This is a genomic window from Wolbachia endosymbiont of Tribolium confusum (assembly GCF_020405475.1).
Classification (GTDB): Bacteria; Pseudomonadota; Alphaproteobacteria; order Rickettsiales; family Anaplasmataceae; genus Wolbachia.
Genome location: NZ_JAIZNT010000008.1, coordinates 71,658 through 87,586, shown reverse-complemented (window position 1 = coordinate 87,586; position 15,929 = coordinate 71,658). Strand labels below are relative to the sequence as shown.

Below are 15,929 nucleotides of genomic sequence, written 5' to 3'. Positions count from 1 at the left end.
GAAAGGCAGTGGGGCTGGTGTATAAGTTTTTTGAGTAGTTTTTTCAAGTATGCAAGGGGGAGCACTAGGTAGGAGATACAAGCTTTTTTATTGGTTGAATATTTTCAAAAGGTTATCTCATTTAGCATCACAAAAAATTCATTTATTGACTTCTTTACTTTTCTGAAAATCACAAAAAAGATCGTATATTTGTGAGAACAAGCCATGTAAAAATAAAGTTATAAAAATAGAAGCTTGAAATTATTGCAACAAAGCTAGGCAAACCAGTTCGTATGTAGATATGGATGAAATATGCTAATATGGCTAGTTTTAGCGTATAGCAAAATCACTGTATTAAAAAGTTCGTATGTATCGAGTGGCAGACCAATTGATTCCAAAGAAAACACTTCTCACCGCCCTTGGTTTTGGTTGCTGGAAATGACTATATTATTTAAATTTTTAATGACATGTGAGATTAAGTGAGTGTTAATTTATTTAGAAATGCAAAGAGTACATTGCAGTAAAAAAACAGAAGTGTGTTTGTAAGCACTAGCTTTGGTTTTAAAAACATAAACTATGCATCTCAAATAAAATGCTAAAACATGCAAAAAAAGTTCTTGCTTTGCTAGATCTTTTTATCTACAGTGCAGTTTAATGTAATGAATACATGGAGTGTTACGTTAGATGCACTGTATTATGTACATCATTCAGAAAGCAATCTTGGCTTTTTTAAGAATATATCTAGTTTAGTAAGAAAGCAAAAGAAAAGCGCACTGTAATTAAAGTTACTTAGGATTACCGTAAGGTTTTTGCAGCAAATTGGTTTGGTACAGCTGCATAAGAATTAAATGGGTTATATATCAAAACAAATCTTCAGAAAAGAGATTATGACAAAACAATTCAAATATGAATATTAAAATATAGGGGGCTTTATGTTAGGTAAAGAAAATATAGGGAAACGAGTAGTAGATAATCAAATGGATTATATAGATACTGAGTCAACAATAGGAGCAAAAGGAGGTCTTAATCATGAAGATAGATTATCTAATGGAGAACTTCAGTGCGGACGAAGTCAAGAGAGCCCTAAAGTAACAAGATCTTCATCTATAGGCAGCAGTAGTACATCGACTGATGATGAAGAAATGTTTAGCTGTATAAGCATTACAAGTGATGAAATAGTGAAAAAAGCAACTTTTTTTGTTAAGACTTTTGTTAAAGAATTCGAGGAAAAATTATCTAAATATTTTGAGGAGGCAGAACCAGATTCAAATATACAAAAAATAAGCAAAGCTTCAGCTAGCTTTAGTTCTGTTTTGAATAATACTATTCCAGCAAGTCCACTAAAATTATTTAGTGTTAAAGTTAATGAGAGTATCAATCGTTATGTTACAGGAAAACGGCATAAGAAAGGAGCGAAAAATATTTCTACAATAACTATGCCTTGCTACCAAACTGAAATGAGAGAGATTTTAGTAAAAGCTGGCTTAGAAATTTTTCACAGGTTTGAGGAACCATTCATAAAGGTTATAGATATCGATCCCTCTTTTTATCATAGGAGAGTTAAGAAGTTAGCAATAGATGCTATACATAGAACAATGAATTACCTTTTAACTTCTGAGGAACAAGACTTTTCTGTTGATCTTATAACACAAGGTGTTGTTCTAGCTAAATCAAAAAAGAAAGGATATTTTACGCGTCCTGGATATGAAATAAAAGATGAGCAAAGTGGTGAAAGTTTAGTAACCTCAGAATTGTATGAATGGGTAGGAATAAAGAAAAAAGAAGAAGATGAAGCTGTTAATTATTATCAATATAATTCTGAGGAACATAATCTAGAGGAATATAACTGTGCTGAAAAATACGGCTATCGGCTTCCCTTTGAATGGGAGTTAAGAAAGTGGGAGGAGGTAAAACAAAAGTATGTATCTAGTGAAGCACCCATAGAAAGATATGTGTATATTTTAAATGATGAAAAAAAAGAAGAATTAGCTCGTTTTATATTAAAGGAGATTAATGAACAAGATCCTGTGAAAAGGAAAGATATAGAAGATGTAAAAGAACATCTTAGAAAACAAGATGAAGATAGGCGTCAATTTTCCTATAGTTTTGACAAGACACCAGAAAATTTCATTGAAAGAAAAGAGGTGGTAAAAAATTTGAACCTAAGGTTACACAGTAGTAGTCAAGAAGTAAAAATGTCACGAGTAGTCTTAATTAGTGGGAAGTCTGGAATAGGAAAAAGCGAACTTGCTAGAGGTTATGGGTTTAGTGAAAGGCGTAAGGGTACTTGGGCAAAGATTATGTGGATAGATGCCTCATCATATACCAAGCTTTCAAATTCATTTCGTAGGTTGGCTGAAAGATTAGGAATTTCTAGAAAAAGTGAGCAAAGGAGAGAGAGAAATATTAAATCTATTGTCGAGGATGTATATGAGTATCTTCAAGACACAAAAAGTTTGTTTGTTTTCGATGATGCTAGTAGTTATAAGGAGATTGAAAATTTTTTACCATCAAGCTTTCCTGTTTTTTCTAATAGAGAAAAACCTTGCGTTTTAATTACTTCTCCTAACAAGGATTGGAAAAAAGAAATAGAAGATATAGAAGAAATAAAGTTGGGTAATTTTAAAAAAGGAGAAGCCGAGGAATTTACTCGAAAAACCTTAGGGGAAGATGAATCACAAGGTAAATCTATATCAGAGTTAATAGAAGAGCTTAATTGTTTTCCATTAGATTTGAAAGCAGCAACATCATGCATTAAACAAAAAGGGCTTAGTATTAGAGAATATCTGGAGGAATATAGAGTAGCTCAGCAATCAAAACCTGATTTTTTGGAGACACAAGTTGTTAATAAAAAATCTTTTAAAGCTTTGAAGGTTAACATTGATAAAATAAAAGAAGAAAAAAATGTTGGGCAGCAAGCGTATGTTATTTTAGTATTCATGGCTTACCTGGATCCTAATCAAATTAATACAAAAGAAATTTTTTTCAAGGGGGAATCAAAAGAAAATCAACAAAGGGTTTTGGATGCACTTGATCTACTTAATCAGTTCTCATTGATTGGATTAGAGAAAGGGATAGCAAAAATTCATCAAGAAGTACAAAAAATGATAAGGTTAGAGCAAAGAAAAGAAGAAAGAGAAGAAAAATTTTTAAGAAAAATAATGATATCATTGATGAATAATAACTGTAAAAATGTAAGCCATATCATATCCATTTGGAATTATGCAAGTGAATATAAAAAGTTAGTTAATGAATTTATTGAATCTGATTATTATGGAATGAATATCTTACATTTTCTGGCCATAGATGATAATGAAGAAGTTATTAAGCTTATATTCGAGAATGTAGATCCAAGTAAATTAAGTAAAATTGTTAATGTCGGTGATAAAGATGGATCTACTCCTTTAGAATATGCTGTTATATATGGTCACTTAGCATTAGTTAAATACTTTATAGGAAAAGGGGCTGATTTTAAGGTAAATGATGACCCGAGCCTTACCCTTTTAGACTGTGCTGCTCTCCATAATCGACTAGAAATAGTTAGGTATTTTATTGATAACGAGTATTTTCAGTTTGATAGTACTGTTTTATACTATGCTATTGAAAATAATTGCTTAGAGGTCGTTAGATACTTTATAGAGGAAAAAGAGATTTATATAAATTCAAAGGACGGAGAAGGTAAAGGTTATTTGCACTATGCTGTTGAACATAGTTCCTTAGAGATTTTTGAGTACCTTCTAGCGTACGGGGCTACAGTAGATTTACAGGATAAAAAGGGTATGACTCCTTTGCATTTTGCTGCTAAAAATGGTAGATTAAGCATGCTTAAATCCCTTATAAAGAAAAAAGCTGTAATAGAGGTACCGAACAAAGATGCTATGACTCCTTTGCATTTTGCTGCTATATATGGTTACCTAGGAATTGTTCGCTACCTTGTAGGTCATGGAGCTGGTATAAATCTAAAGGATAAGAATGGTATGACTCCTTTGCATTTTGCTGCTATGTATGGTTACCTAGGAATTGTTCGCTACCTTGTAGAGCATGGAGCTGATATAAATTTACAGAATGAAGATCATATGACTCCTTTGCACCTTGCTGATATATATGGTCACTCAAGGACTGTTCGCTACCTTGTAATGAATAACGTTAATACGAATCTAGAGGATATTAGTAATAATATTCCTCAGAACTACGATGTTAAGTTTCATTGCTACGACAGCGCTAGGTGCCTTTTTTCTTTAGAACAAGGAGCTAATGTGAAACTTGAACTCAACGATGATTTGTACCATTATACTACCAATTATTACCCAAGTAGTATTTGTTGCTATCAACCTCAATCTATTGTGTACTCAGCTCCATACTTAAAAATGCAATCACATGAAAGACACCTAAAAGCATTTGATGAATACACTACTAAAAAAAGAAAATTAGAAAATATAAGTGAAGCATTGCAATTTGAAGATAAAAGCACGGTTAACTTAACTCATAGGTCACCTATATCTTCATTTAGCAGCGTCTCTGTACAACCTGCAAACAAGGACTTAAGACTATAATTGATAGTTGTAATCTTTCTTTTTGATTAAGGTTAGCTTTTCCATCAATACCTGCAGTCTTCTTCCCCCTATTGTCCTGTGTTACTTTCTTAACAGCGAGTGTTTTTGCACTTGTTGATTTGAGTAATAATCTCTGAAGATTATGCATCTTTTTGATATCATTACATTTAGAAGCTTGGTAAATTCGTTTTTGTAGCTTAAATGAAGATTTCTTTAGCTTGCGCCAAATTCCATTCATACCTAACATTTTGTTGGCTCATAACATATTCACTACTATTCACCACTTTACCTTCCAAATTACAGTGTTTACGTCTGCATATCCCAAATATTACTTTGAGCATTGGCTTCTTAAACAATCCCTCCACATAGAAGCATTCAGTTGGCCACCTTATTATCCTTTTGAACAAAGAATAGTAAGAGCTTCCATGTGGTTACTCTGTTCCATGGCTTCGTTTCACGTTAAACTTAGATTCCTACTATTTGCCGGAAGCTTGGAACATCAATAACTAAAGTCTTCAATCTTTAGTTCCCTTTTTGCTTCGTACCATTTTGGTCTATGCGTAGTTCAATCTCTTTTCGCATATTATGCTTTGACGACAATTCAAACATAGGTTTCTCTCGTAATCATATCTAACTCTGTTTGCAGGGATTCACCACGAGATTTAGTGTTACCTGCTTTTATCTCATGCTTGCATCCCAGAGGTTGCCACTCTTTGAAGTGTGAGATATACATTATCCCTGATGTCTGGGAAGATGGAATTTAACCACCACAAAACCATGACCTTCCAGGTCGCACTGAAGAAAATGCATCAAATATACAATTGCTTCAAGGTAGTCAGAATCCACCATCTGACATGTCAATGCAATTTGAAGGTCTTGCTGATAGAACGGAAAGCATTGTTAATATAAATAGTAAGATTCCCGCATATTCATTTAATAATGTTGCTGTAGAATCTGTGAATAACAAGAACTTAAAAGGAAGCTAATTTTACAGTAAGCTATTTAATTTCATTAGGGGAATATTCAAAAAGCCAGAGAAATGAAGTAATAAATTGATATAAAAAAAAGTTCGTATGTATCGTTTGGTAGATTATGCCATCTCAAAACGAACTCTTCTCACGCCCTTGTTAATAAAATCTAAAAATCTCTTTACTAGTATAGAAATGTAGCAAAGATTCAATAGAATGGAAAAGGAGCAAAAGTATGTGAGAAATGCAAATGCCCTAAAAAAGGAAGCCTTTAAATTGCTGCGATTGCTAGATATTGATTAGTTAAAATTTTAAATTATGAGGTAATTTATGAATGAAACACAACAACAGGAATTGAATGAACAAATTTTTGCCGCTGTTAAAGAAAAAAATGTGGAAAAAATTAGCAGTTTGATAGAAGCTGGAGCAGCTGTTAATACATCAGGTCAAGATGGAAGGACTCCTTTACATTTTGCTACTGAAGATGGTCATGTAGAGACAATAAGTACTCTGTTAAAAGCAAAGGGAATCGACGTTAATGCATTAGATCAAGAATATGGAAGGATTCCTTTACATTTTGCTGCTGAAAATAGTCGTGTAGATGTAGTAAAACTTTTAATAGAAAAAGGAGCAGATGTTAATGCAGCAGATCAAGATGGAAGGACTCCTTTACATTTTACTGTTGAAAATGGTCATAGAGATATAGTAAAACTTTTAATAAAAAAAGGGGCGGATGTTAATGCAGCAGATCAAGATGGAAAGACTCCTTTACATTTTGCTGCTGAAAATGATCATAAAGATGTAGTAAGACTTCTAATAAAAGTAGGAGCCGGTATTAATGCAGAAAATAGAGATGGATGGACTCCTTTACATTTTGCTGCTGAAAATAGTCATGTAGATATAGTAAAACTTTTAATAGAAAAAGGGGCTAATGTTAATGCAGCAGGTAGAGATATATGGATTCTTCATAGATGGACTCTTTATGGAGGGGTTCTTTATGGATGGACTCCTTTACATTTGGCTACTAAAGATGGTTGTGTAGAAATAGTAAATACTCTATTAAAAGCAAAGGGAATTAATGTTAATGCAGCAGATCAAGATGGAAAGACTCCTTTACATTTTGCTGCTGAAAATAGTCATGTAGATATAGTAAAACTTTTAATAGAAAAAGGAGCAGATGTTAATGCAGCAGGTCAAGATGGAAGGACTCCTTTACATTTTGCTGCTGAAAATAGTCATGTAGATGTAGTAAAACTTTTAATAGAAAAAGGAGCAGATATTACTAGACTGGTTTTTATAGGAAATAATGAACCATATGAAATAATAGTACATTACATAGCAAAACTAGAAGCTGCTGGTTTGTATGTTAATCCATTACTCGTAGAAGGAAAGGAGATATTTCTAGGTACTTCGTACGATCGACGCAGTAATTATTTGCAACATTGTAGAAACTGCAGAAGAGAAGTTCAAGAGATTGAAAAAGAAAATAAGTTGCTACATGACTTTTTGAAAGAAAGTGATATAGAAAAGTTGGTCGGTATTTTTGAGGAAAGTGAAAGTGTACGCAGTAGATTGAATAACCAAGAAGGTTTGAAAAAGCATTATCCAGAATATGCTTATATTTTAATTAATAAGGTTAATGAAGTGAAAAAAGAAATTTTCCTTCATAATCATAGACCATTGATTGATGTTTTATCAAAAGATTATAAAGAAGATTTTCAAAAAATGTCATTTGCTGGTATAGAAAACTTTTTTATGTTTCATAGAAATGATTATAACAATTTTCTATGGGAAACGGAAATGAATCTAATTAATTTAGTGGATTTTGAAGATGTGAAAGAAAAGCATATTACTACGCTGAAAGTAAAGACACTTGTAAAGATGATTAATAATCAAGATATAAATAGTAACCTTAAGTGTCCAAGCACTGAACAAATTCAAGGAGCTAGTCAATCTCTTAATTAAAGAGGGATACATGGAGGTATGATGTAAAGAAAATAGAAGCTCCTAGAATCAGTGAGATATTTCTCGCTTATATAAGGACCTTTGAATAGGATTTTTGAAGATCAATTAGGGAGTGTTAAATAAACTGTGTCAAACCACATTTTTAGCTCAACTGAATTTTCAATCTGTTGGGAAAGAAAATATCGAGCTGAGATATAGTTAATGCCCAATTAGGCAAAGCCATTACCCATTTTTGCTCTACTTTTTTTATAGCACAATATACCTGTTTGTACAAGGCGTTTGTGTTGGTAAATGAGCCCTTGGTTTTGGTGAATTTCCTAATTTGCCTATGTAGCCCCTCTATGGGATTAGTAGTATAGATTATCCTCCTAACTGGATCGGAATACTTAAAATAACCAGATAGGTTTTCCCAATTATTCTGCCAAGATTTTATAACCATAGGGTACTTTGTGCCCCATTTTTCATCTAATTCCAACAGATAATTCTCGGCAATTTCCTTACTTGAAGCTTGATATACCTTCTTTAAATCACTCAAAAAACTCTTTGCATCTTTACTAGCTACATACTTCAGTGAGTTACGTATCTGATGCACTATACACATCTGCACTTCTGCATTAGGGAACACACCGTTTATTGCTGCAGGAAAGCTTTTTAGCCCATCTACACATGCAATTAGAATATCTTCCACTCCTCTCTCTTTGAGATCATTTAGTACTCCCAACCAGAAGTTAGCTCCTTCACTTTCAGCTAAATAAAAACCTAATACTTCTTTTCTGCCATTTTGATCTATACCTAATATATTATACATACATTTACTTACACAATGCCCGTCCTCCTTGACTTTAAAAAATATTCCGTCCATGAAAACTATCGGATATACAGACTGCAGCGGACGACTACGCCATTCGTTGATTACTGGTAGCAGTTTGTCAGTAATACTTGATATCTCTGCCGCCGATATTTTGTGATCGTAAATTTCCTCAATATGTGACGCTATATCTCTGTATCCCATGCCACTGGCAAATGTGCTTAAGACCTTTGCTTCAAGTTCTGGATGTAGGCTTGTTTGTCTTTTTCTAACTATTTGGGGTTCAAAGCTTCCTTCCCTGTCTCTAGGTGTTAACAACTCAAATGAGCCTCCACTCGTGCGTAAAGTTTTTGCGTTTCTCCCATTTCTTCGGTTATTTTCTTCACTTTTAGCTGACATGTGGCTTTCTATTTCACCTTCCAGACTTGCCTCTAGCAACCTTTTTATAAACGGTGTTAATGCTCCATCTCTTCCCGTCAGCGGCCTTCCTTCTCTTATCGATGATAGAATATTTGCTTCCAGTTCTTTATAGTCTACCAAACCGGTAGTTCTGTTTACTTGACTCATGTCAAACCTCCATTTTTTTATATCAATTATATTTTTATTTCTTGGTTTGACACAGTTTATTTAACACTCCCGTTTATCAATTCCCGGACAAGTTCTAATCATTAATGTTATACACGTTCTTTTCTTTTTCTATTCTCTCTTGTTCTTCAATACAATACATAGCAAGCGGATTAGCTTTAAGTCTTTCGACTCCTATTTCTTCTCCCGTTCCATCGCAGTAACCATAAATGCCTAATTTTATTTTTTCCAACGCCTCCTTAATTTTTTCTTTTCTATCTTTTCGGCGCTTAATTAATTCTCCATTTTCACTATCAGAATAAATACTACTATCTTCTAGATCTTGTTTCTCCAGTTCAGAGAGTATTGATTGTAACTTTAAGCTAAAGTATTCCAGTTGTTTTACGTTCATATATTCTTCATTTTCTGAAGGAACGTAATCTTCCGGTAACTTTATTTTTATTAATTTTTCCATAGCATTATCAATAAAATATATTAAAACTTATATAACTTATAAACAAAAAAAATTATACTACCCTCAAAGTAAACACTATAATTTATAATAAACATTTAAAATCCTGGTATGATTAGTTCGGTAAAAAAATTAGTAATAAATGATAATAATCTTACTTATGTAGTATGTATTTTTATTATAATGTTAAGTTTATCTTCATATACACTTGAAAACAACAGTAAACAAGAAGTCATATTAACATTAACATGGATATGTGCTACATTTGTTTTGCAGATCTCTACAAATAATTTATTTACATCTGATTATCATGATGGAATATTAGAGCAAATCTTTGTACAGCCACTCTCTTCTAGGCTGATAGTTGCTTATAAAATCTTCGCTCACTGGTTATTATTTGGGTTACCGATTTCAGTGATTTCTTTCATGTTCAGCTTTGCAATTCTAGGCAATAATATTGAACATTCAATAGCAGTTGGAGTGTCTTTATTATTTAATACGCTGATAATCATTAATATTTCAGCTACTGGAAATGCATTGATGATTGGTCGAAATAACTTAGCATCAGGAGTGTCGCAAATTCTTGTTTTGCCAATGATAATGCCAACTTTTGTATATTTCAAATTGCTAACTCAATTTGAAAATTTATCCTTGAATATTTATACACTACTAATCACCATCTTAGTTTTTGTCATTTTAATTGTTAACAGCACTATAACTACTCACATAGCATTAAAATTTGCTGTGGAGCAGGATTGAAAAAACTTACTAGTTATTTCTTGTATCTGCTTAGTTAAGGGTGTTAACTTAAGTAGAGATGGAGACATTAGACTTCTTGCATAAATTGAAGAGTTACAGCGTGTGAAACCATTATTGGATTTCAGACTAGCTGGTTATGCAAGAAATCTAATATCTATCGAAGAGTCAGAAACTTTTATAACTTACCTTTAATCAACCTAACCCATGCGTGCCAATCTCTCTCACCAAGATTGCTTTCGAAAGACAGAAGATCCTTTACAGCTTTTGAGCAAATTTCTTCACTTGGAATTGACAACTCTCTGTTCATTGCTAGCGTCAAGCATTGAGTTTTACAAGCTTGTTCTAAGTGATACGTATAAAACATTGCTTCTTGTATAGTCTGACCACATGTTATAGATCCATGATTGCGCATTAACATCACAAAATTTTCTTTCAAATCAGCTATTAATCTTTTTCCTTCTATATCATCAAGTGCCAGGGAATTATAATCATGGTAAGATACCTTATTATAAAAGTGCAGCGCCCACTGACTTATTGGGAGTAATCCATCCTTGAGAGAAGAAACTGCTACAATAGAAGGTGTATGTAGATGAAAAATTGCTTGAATATCTTTCCTTGCTTGATAAATGAAGCCATGGATTACATAGCCAGTTTTATTATATTGATATTCTTTGCCTTCAATTATATTCCCATCAAACGATACTTTCATCAATGAACTTTCATCTACTTCATCAAAACGTATACCAAACGGATAAACATAAAATGACTTTTTATCTTCAGAACGTACAGAGAGATGAGTATACGTATGATCATCTAATTTAAGATAAGATAAAATCTGATAGGCGTTAACTAGGTCTCTTTTCAACTCACTATTTGTTAATAACATAGCTCTTGACTAAAATTTTCTAAAGATTTATACGTGAAAAAAAGTTTATTACAAACTAAAAGGTGAACCTACGTTGAAATACTAATACCAAATTCCATTACTAATAGAACAAATAAGAAACATTACAAACTCGTTTAATAGTAGTGCTGGAAATACTGACAATAAAATTACACAGAACATCTGCAAGTAAGCCTATGGTATCGTAGACTCTGTTACGTAAAGTATTGTATTTGATATATTGCCACAACCTCTCAACAGGATTCAGTTCCGGTGAATAAGGAGGCAAGTATATAATGGTAATGTTTTCCTGAAATTTCAAACTTTTTGATCTATGCCAACTTGCACAATCCATTACAAGAAAGGCTTTTTTCGTGCCTAAATCTTTCGACATCTGCTCCAGAAATATATTCATACAATCAGTGTTTACATATGGAGCAAGTAGGCTGATTTTCTTACCACTTCTTGGATTTACCGCACTGTAGATATAGAAATTTTGTCTACCAATTTTCATTTTAACCTGCGTTCTGACCCCTTTTTTAAACCATCCGTGTCCGATTTTTGAATGAGTTCCAAATCGTGATTCATCAAAAAAACACCTCTTTTTCAGGGTGGGAATTGACTATTTTATTGAAGTATTTTTTAAACTCTTCTTGCTTGTTTTTATCTTGTTTATGGTGCATTGGCCTCGGTGTTATATAAGAAAATTTCATCCTTTGTATCTCACGGTGCACTGTTGATTTGCTAATGTTTAGGCCAAATTCCTCTGAGATTTTTATCTGCACTTCCTTAATAGTAATATTTGGATTTCTTTCTACCCATATTTCAATTTGCTCACGTTGATTTTTCTTTAATTTGCTTTTTCTTCGCCGCTGAGACGGGGCAAATAATCTTTCTACTCTACCAAATTTTAGATGCTTTATCCATTCAGTCAAAGCAGTCCTTGAAATTTTACATATTCTTGCCACAGCGCTTATACTACTTTCTTTTCCTGCTATCACCGCTTGTAACTTTTTTGAAACATATGCGTTATTTCTGACCTTTTTTAACATTTCTTTCGCCAAATTTACAACTTTTTCGTCTAATAGTTTTGACCTTAATGCCATTTATACCTCTCTATTTTATCTACTTTATTATCACTTCTTTCCCATTATTGTCTATCTGTTCTTTGCATAGTGGGAATTGGTATAAGCACTTTTGCTTGCCTTAGGTGATTAGAGTTTATATTTCTAGATTACATAATATTTTAACTATAAAAACGACTTTTTATGTAATATTTCATATGTTTTAAAGCCTTGTTTTTATGTTATTATAAGTGTAGGTTTTAATATTAAAAATGATATGGTAAATATTGACATAAAAAAACAGCTAACAAAATTTTTCATATATATCACTGGTCTTCCAGGAAGTGGTAAACTTTCTACAGCAATAGTATTATCTAGTATGATAAATGCAGTAATTGTAAGTGGACTTGAATATAATCAAACTTCCAAAGAAGCTCGAGATAGAATATATAACACTACACATGTTATGTTTCAGGCAATAGAAGCCTATCCTACTGACTCAAAAAATTATATATTTGTTGATGAATTAATGAAAAATAATGATTACAACATAAGAATATATAACTCAGTAGTAGAACTTAGTAAAAAAATGAGCACAAAAATCCTCCCTATAGTACTTAGGTGCAATCCATTGATATTACAAGAGCGTACTATATCAAAAAAGCAAAGAAAAAATAGGAAAGTTACTAATATAAATAGTATTAAATTTAGGGAGGAAGATTTATTTGTACCACAAAATGCTATAGAGGTAGAAAATTCAAATATGAGTATAAAAGAAGTAGCAGAAGAAATAGTAAGTCAGATGTACAAACTTGGCCAAATGAATAGTGTTTACGCAATAGGCAACAATTTCATATACTGAGGCTCATTTAAATATAGAGCCTCAACTCCATTTAATTTTTGTTTATTTTTTAGTCTATAACGGACTAATAGCCCTGCATGGCTAGCATCCAACTTTGGTAAACTGCAATCCATATATGTAATGCAGTCCATTTCAGGCTGGAGTTCACTTACTAGAGCTGGATTTGATAGCGGTAACAAATTGAAATCAAATAGCTGCGTATAAAACTTTTGATCATCTTCGATTATAGCTTTAATATTTTTTTTGCTATTTGCACAAAGTAGCGATATTGCATATGCTTGAACCTCCAGCGCACTAACCCCATATAACGGCTTGTTTGTAGCAAGATTTATACCTTGTGCAGCCGATATACCAACTCTAATTCCAGTAAAACTTCCCGGCCCAACTACCACCGATAAGCAGTCTATTTTGTCGTAGTTATAATCGTGCTTATTGAACAGAGTGTTCAAAATTTGAAAAAATGTTTCTGCGTGACTATTGCTAGGGGAATTATGTTCCACAAGACAATTACCATCGTGATCAATTATTGCTATTGAACTACCAGCACCTACAGTATTAATTGCTAGAATGGACATTACTTAAGCTTATCATAGAGCTTTGTAAACATCATAGTAAATGCACCGTTACCCATAACATTTGCTGAAGTTATTATTGGATCAAACACTATATACAATGTTGTGATTAATGAAAGCATCTCTGGAGAGAATTTAAGATATTTCTCAAGAATAGGTAGCATTACCATAATTCCTCCCGCTGGAACTGCAACAATAGCAAATTTAAATAACAAAAAATAGAGAAGAAAAGTTACATAATCTGTTGTGAACAATGAATAACCGGAAGTAATTATCATTGATAATATTATAATAAAAAAGCAATCACCTACTAAATGAAAGCTAGCAGTTATTGGCACAACAGACGATGCTATGTCAGGTTGCTTTATATTTTTTTTGCTTCCTTCAAGAGTAAGCGGCATAGCTATATTACTAGACATCGTGCTCATTGCAGTAATAAATGCTGGTATCATATTACCTATACTAGCTATCCAGCTTGTGACCTTGAATGAATTTGCTGCTCCATATAAGAGAAAAACATAAAGGTAGGTTACAGATGCTATAATAATGAAAATTATTGAGTAATCCTTAAATATTATAGATAAAACCTGATCATGTTGCATTTTTAAAGTAAGTCCAAGTACAAACATTGGAATAATTGGCGTCAAAAACGTCTTCAAAATAAAGAGAGTTAAATCTAACATTTTGCTTGAAAGCTCTCTGCTTTTCTTGGGTAAAACTGTGGACACTACTATGCTAGACATAAATCCACAGGCAAGGGCATAAAAATTAGAAAGCAACGCAGGCAACCTAAACGACCATAAAGGAACAATTGTTTCTTCATACATTATATCTTGTATTGAATAAGTGTTTTGTATGATAAAATGCCAAGCAGAATAAGCTATCAAACTTGAAGCAAGGTTCGATAAAAAAATTGTTATAATAAGTAATAATATAAACTTTATAGCCGACTGCTTAAGATTGTTGACACTGCTAAAGATTAATGCAAAAACAATAAAAGGCATTATAAATAGTAAGATCTCTTTTATACTAAGGCTTATTGAATACAAGAAGGCTTTCACTTCCATTGGAACTAGATGACCAAAAAATATAACTGAAGTGATAACAGCAAGTAAGGTTAGTAGTTGTAACATATTCTAATATAGTGATACCCTATAGACATACATATGGTAAATTAGCTGATAAGTAAAGTAAAACTGCCTAAAATATTTGCATCACTTTCTTCCATCCTTAGTGCTTGAATGAAATCAAAATTATTTTAAATTATAACGTTTCCACAAAGTATATAGTTAACATCCACACCTTTGGTCAAGTTCCATTCACGCTTTATTACATTGTACTCCATACCAGCCATATCTTGTAGTGTTACATTGTTTTCTCTTAGGTAATTTGCAACTTCTGATGGCTTAAGAAATTTATTCCAATTATGAGTACCCTTAGGCAGCCAGTTTAATATGTACTCTGCGCCGACTATTGCAAGACAGAAGGATTTAATAGTTCTATTTATTGTCGATATAAAAATTAGCCCTTCTGGTTTCAACAGCTCTATTGCTTTTTTCATGAAAAACTCTAAATTATCGACATGTTCAACCACTTCCATCAACAAAACCACGTCGTACTTCTTGTCATTGCTTAGCTCTTCAATGCTAGTGTGTGTGTATTCTATATTTAATCCTACTTTCTTCGCGTGTGACTGTGCTACTTTTATGTTTTCCTCACATACATCTATTCCCTCAACGCTAATACCAACACGCGCCATTGACTCTGACAAAATGCCTCCACCACACCCAACATCAAGTAATGATAGTTCTTTTAAATCACATTTTTTTAACTCTTTTATTTTCTCAACAATGTATGATACTCTTACAGGATTCATCATGTGTAACGGCTTGAATTTACCATTTTCATTCCACCATTCACCTGCTATTTTAGCGAATTTTGATATTTCATCTTCGTTGTAAGTTTTTGTGTTTTTTTTCTTGCTAATATTGCTAAGTTTATCAAGGCGTTCTTTATGTCTACTTTCTTTTGAAAATTCTGTTTCGAGGAATTGTTTGACTATGTCTTTTGCTAATCCACTCGCAGTAAACCCTGCACCGAGACACAGTATATTTGCGTTACCATGCTCGCGAGCTAATTTTGCGATCTCAACACTATTACATAAAGCAGCGTAGATTCCTTCAAAACGATTTGCTACGGTACTCATGCCCAAACCTGTACCGCAAATTAATATCCCATGATTTGCTTTTTTGTTTGTTATATCTTCCACAATTTTGACAGCATAGTCTGGGTAATCTACACTTTTTTGCTTAGCAGTGCAGCCACGATCTATCACTGCATAACCCAGGGTTTCCAGGTAAGGTTTTATCTCCGATTTCAATTCATAACCGGCATGGTCCGAGGCAATCGATATTACATCTGACATATAAGAAATTGCAACTTAAGGATATTTATATGAGTAATTTATTTTAAGCTTTTTG

General features: G+C 32.8%; 14 protein-coding genes. 5 read left to right on the top strand and 9 right to left on the bottom strand.

Going from position 1 to position 15,929, the window contains the following annotated elements:
- Positions 1–911 precede the first annotated feature (911 nt).
- Entirely contained in the window at positions 912–4,532 is a 3,621-nt protein-coding gene (locus tag LEM02_RS05735; RefSeq protein ID WP_226080491.1) for an ankyrin repeat domain-containing protein, read from the top strand.
- Here the strand turns inward: LEM02_RS05735 and LEM02_RS06820 are convergent.
- Both LEM02_RS06820 and LEM02_RS05725 read right to left on the bottom strand, forming a co-directional pair.
- Complete coding sequence (locus LEM02_RS06820; protein ID WP_226080496.1) at positions 4,486–4,770, bottom strand: reverse transcriptase N-terminal domain-containing protein; 285 nt, start codon at positions 4,768–4,770, stop codon at positions 4,486–4,488. The genes LEM02_RS05735 and LEM02_RS06820 overlap by 47 nt on opposite strands.
- Positions 4,730–4,873, bottom strand: a complete 144-nt coding sequence (locus tag LEM02_RS05725) for a hypothetical protein (RefSeq protein WP_226080498.1) — start codon at positions 4,871–4,873, stop codon at positions 4,730–4,732. The genes LEM02_RS06820 and LEM02_RS05725 overlap by 41 nt, the downstream gene beginning before the upstream one ends.
- A gap of 513 nt (positions 4,874–5,386) precedes the next feature.
- Between LEM02_RS05725 and LEM02_RS06725 the strand changes: the two genes are divergently transcribed.
- Together LEM02_RS06725 and LEM02_RS05720 are read left to right on the top strand one after the other, a co-directional pair.
- A complete protein-coding gene (locus LEM02_RS06725) occupies positions 5,387–5,518 on the top strand; it encodes a hypothetical protein (protein WP_255586174.1) in 132 nt (43 codons plus the stop codon).
- A 312-nt stretch (positions 5,519–5,830) separates the two neighbouring features.
- Complete coding sequence (locus LEM02_RS05720) at positions 5,831–7,465, top strand: ankyrin repeat domain-containing protein (protein ID WP_226080489.1); 1,635 nt, start codon at positions 5,831–5,833, stop codon at positions 7,463–7,465.
- A gap of 142 nt (positions 7,466–7,607) precedes the next feature.
- Here the strand turns inward: LEM02_RS05720 and LEM02_RS05715 are convergent, their stop codons facing one another.
- Positions 7,608–8,840 (bottom strand): IS256 family transposase, encoded by a 1,233-nt coding sequence (locus LEM02_RS05715; protein ID WP_226079221.1) that lies wholly within the window; start codon positions 8,838–8,840, stop codon positions 7,608–7,610.
- Positions 8,841–8,934: 94 nt separating this feature from the next.
- A complete protein-coding gene (locus LEM02_RS05710; RefSeq protein ID WP_007302671.1) occupies positions 8,935–9,312 on the bottom strand; it encodes a TraR/DksA family transcriptional regulator in 378 nt (125 codons plus the stop codon).
- A 108-nt stretch (positions 9,313–9,420) separates the two neighbouring features.
- On the opposite strand from LEM02_RS05710, the gene LEM02_RS05705 reads away from it, so the two are divergent.
- Positions 9,421–10,068, top strand: coding sequence for a heme exporter protein CcmB (locus tag LEM02_RS05705; RefSeq protein WP_226080487.1), 648 nt, complete (start codon positions 9,421–9,423; stop codon positions 10,066–10,068).
- Between the two features lie 175 nt (positions 10,069–10,243).
- On the opposite strand, the gene LEM02_RS05700 is transcribed toward LEM02_RS05705, so the two are convergent.
- Positions 10,244–10,954 carry a class II aldolase/adducin family protein gene (locus tag LEM02_RS05700; protein WP_226080486.1) on the bottom strand — a complete coding sequence of 237 codons (711 nt, stop codon included), beginning with the start codon at positions 10,952–10,954 and terminating at the stop codon, positions 10,244–10,246.
- 100 nt (positions 10,955–11,054) lie between these two features.
- Positions 11,055–12,057 (bottom strand): IS630 family transposase gene (locus LEM02_RS05695; protein WP_226080485.1). Its coding sequence is split into 2 segments (ribosomal slippage): positions 11,055–11,546 and positions 11,548–12,057, totalling 1,002 coding nucleotides; the frame shifts between segments, so codons are not numbered across the junction.
- Between the two features lie 235 nt (positions 12,058–12,292).
- Between LEM02_RS05695 and LEM02_RS05690 the strand changes: the two genes are divergently transcribed.
- The gene (locus tag LEM02_RS05690; protein ID WP_226080484.1) at positions 12,293–12,877 is read left to right on the top strand and encodes an AAA family ATPase; all 585 of its coding nucleotides are present in this window, start codon (positions 12,293–12,295) and stop codon (positions 12,875–12,877) included.
- Here the strand turns inward: LEM02_RS05690 and tsaB are convergent.
- From tsaB to ubiG, 3 genes are all read right to left on the bottom strand, one after another.
- Complete coding sequence (gene tsaB, locus LEM02_RS05685; RefSeq protein WP_226080482.1) at positions 12,847–13,452, bottom strand: tRNA (adenosine(37)-N6)-threonylcarbamoyltransferase complex dimerization subunit type 1 TsaB; 606 nt, start codon at positions 13,450–13,452, stop codon at positions 12,847–12,849. The two genes, LEM02_RS05690 and tsaB, sit on opposite strands and share 31 nt — an antisense overlap.
- Positions 13,452–14,582, bottom strand: coding sequence for a cation:dicarboxylate symporter family transporter (locus LEM02_RS05680; protein ID WP_226080480.1), 1,131 nt, complete (start codon positions 14,580–14,582; stop codon positions 13,452–13,454). The genes tsaB and LEM02_RS05680 overlap by 1 nt, the downstream gene beginning before the upstream one ends.
- A gap of 125 nt (positions 14,583–14,707) precedes the next feature.
- Positions 14,708–15,874 carry a bifunctional 2-polyprenyl-6-hydroxyphenol methylase/3-demethylubiquinol 3-O-methyltransferase UbiG gene (ubiG, locus tag LEM02_RS05675; RefSeq protein WP_226080478.1) on the bottom strand — a complete coding sequence of 389 codons (1,167 nt, stop codon included), beginning with the start codon at positions 15,872–15,874 and terminating at the stop codon, positions 14,708–14,710.
- Positions 15,875–15,929: the final 55 nt, after the last annotated feature.

Bases quoted from the DNA above. Each gene is read 5' to 3' on its own strand.
- LEM02_RS05725 (WP_226080498.1), bottom strand. From the start codon at position 4,873: ATGCTCAAAGTAATATTTGGGATATGCAGACGTAAACACTGTAATTTG.
- LEM02_RS05735 (WP_226080491.1), top strand. From the start codon at position 912: ATGTTAGGTAAAGAAAATATAGGGAAACGAGTAGTAGATAATCAAATG.
- ubiG (WP_226080478.1), bottom strand. From the start codon at position 15,874: ATGTCAGATGTAATATCGATTGCCTCGGACCATGCCGGTTATGAATTG.
- tsaB (WP_226080482.1), bottom strand. From the start codon at position 13,452: ATGTCCATTCTAGCAATTAATACTGTAGGTGCTGGTAGTTCAATAGCA.
- LEM02_RS05700 (WP_226080486.1), bottom strand. From the start codon at position 10,954: ATGTTATTAACAAATAGTGAGTTGAAAAGAGACCTAGTTAACGCCTAT.
- LEM02_RS06725 (WP_255586174.1), top strand. From the start codon at position 5,387: ATGTCAATGCAATTTGAAGGTCTTGCTGATAGAACGGAAAGCATTGTT.
- LEM02_RS05690 (WP_226080484.1), top strand. From the start codon at position 12,293: ATGGTAAATATTGACATAAAAAAACAGCTAACAAAATTTTTCATATAT.
- LEM02_RS05705 (WP_226080487.1), top strand. From the start codon at position 9,421: ATGATTAGTTCGGTAAAAAAATTAGTAATAAATGATAATAATCTTACT.
- LEM02_RS05720 (WP_226080489.1), top strand. From the start codon at position 5,831: ATGAATGAAACACAACAACAGGAATTGAATGAACAAATTTTTGCCGCT.
- LEM02_RS05710 (WP_007302671.1), bottom strand. From the start codon at position 9,312: ATGGAAAAATTAATAAAAATAAAGTTACCGGAAGATTACGTTCCTTCA.
- LEM02_RS06820 (WP_226080496.1), bottom strand. From the start codon at position 4,770: ATGAATGGAATTTGGCGCAAGCTAAAGAAATCTTCATTTAAGCTACAA.
- LEM02_RS05680 (WP_226080480.1), bottom strand. From the start codon at position 14,582: ATGTTACAACTACTAACCTTACTTGCTGTTATCACTTCAGTTATATTT.
- LEM02_RS05715 (WP_226079221.1), bottom strand. From the start codon at position 8,840: ATGAGTCAAGTAAACAGAACTACCGGTTTGGTAGACTATAAAGAACTG.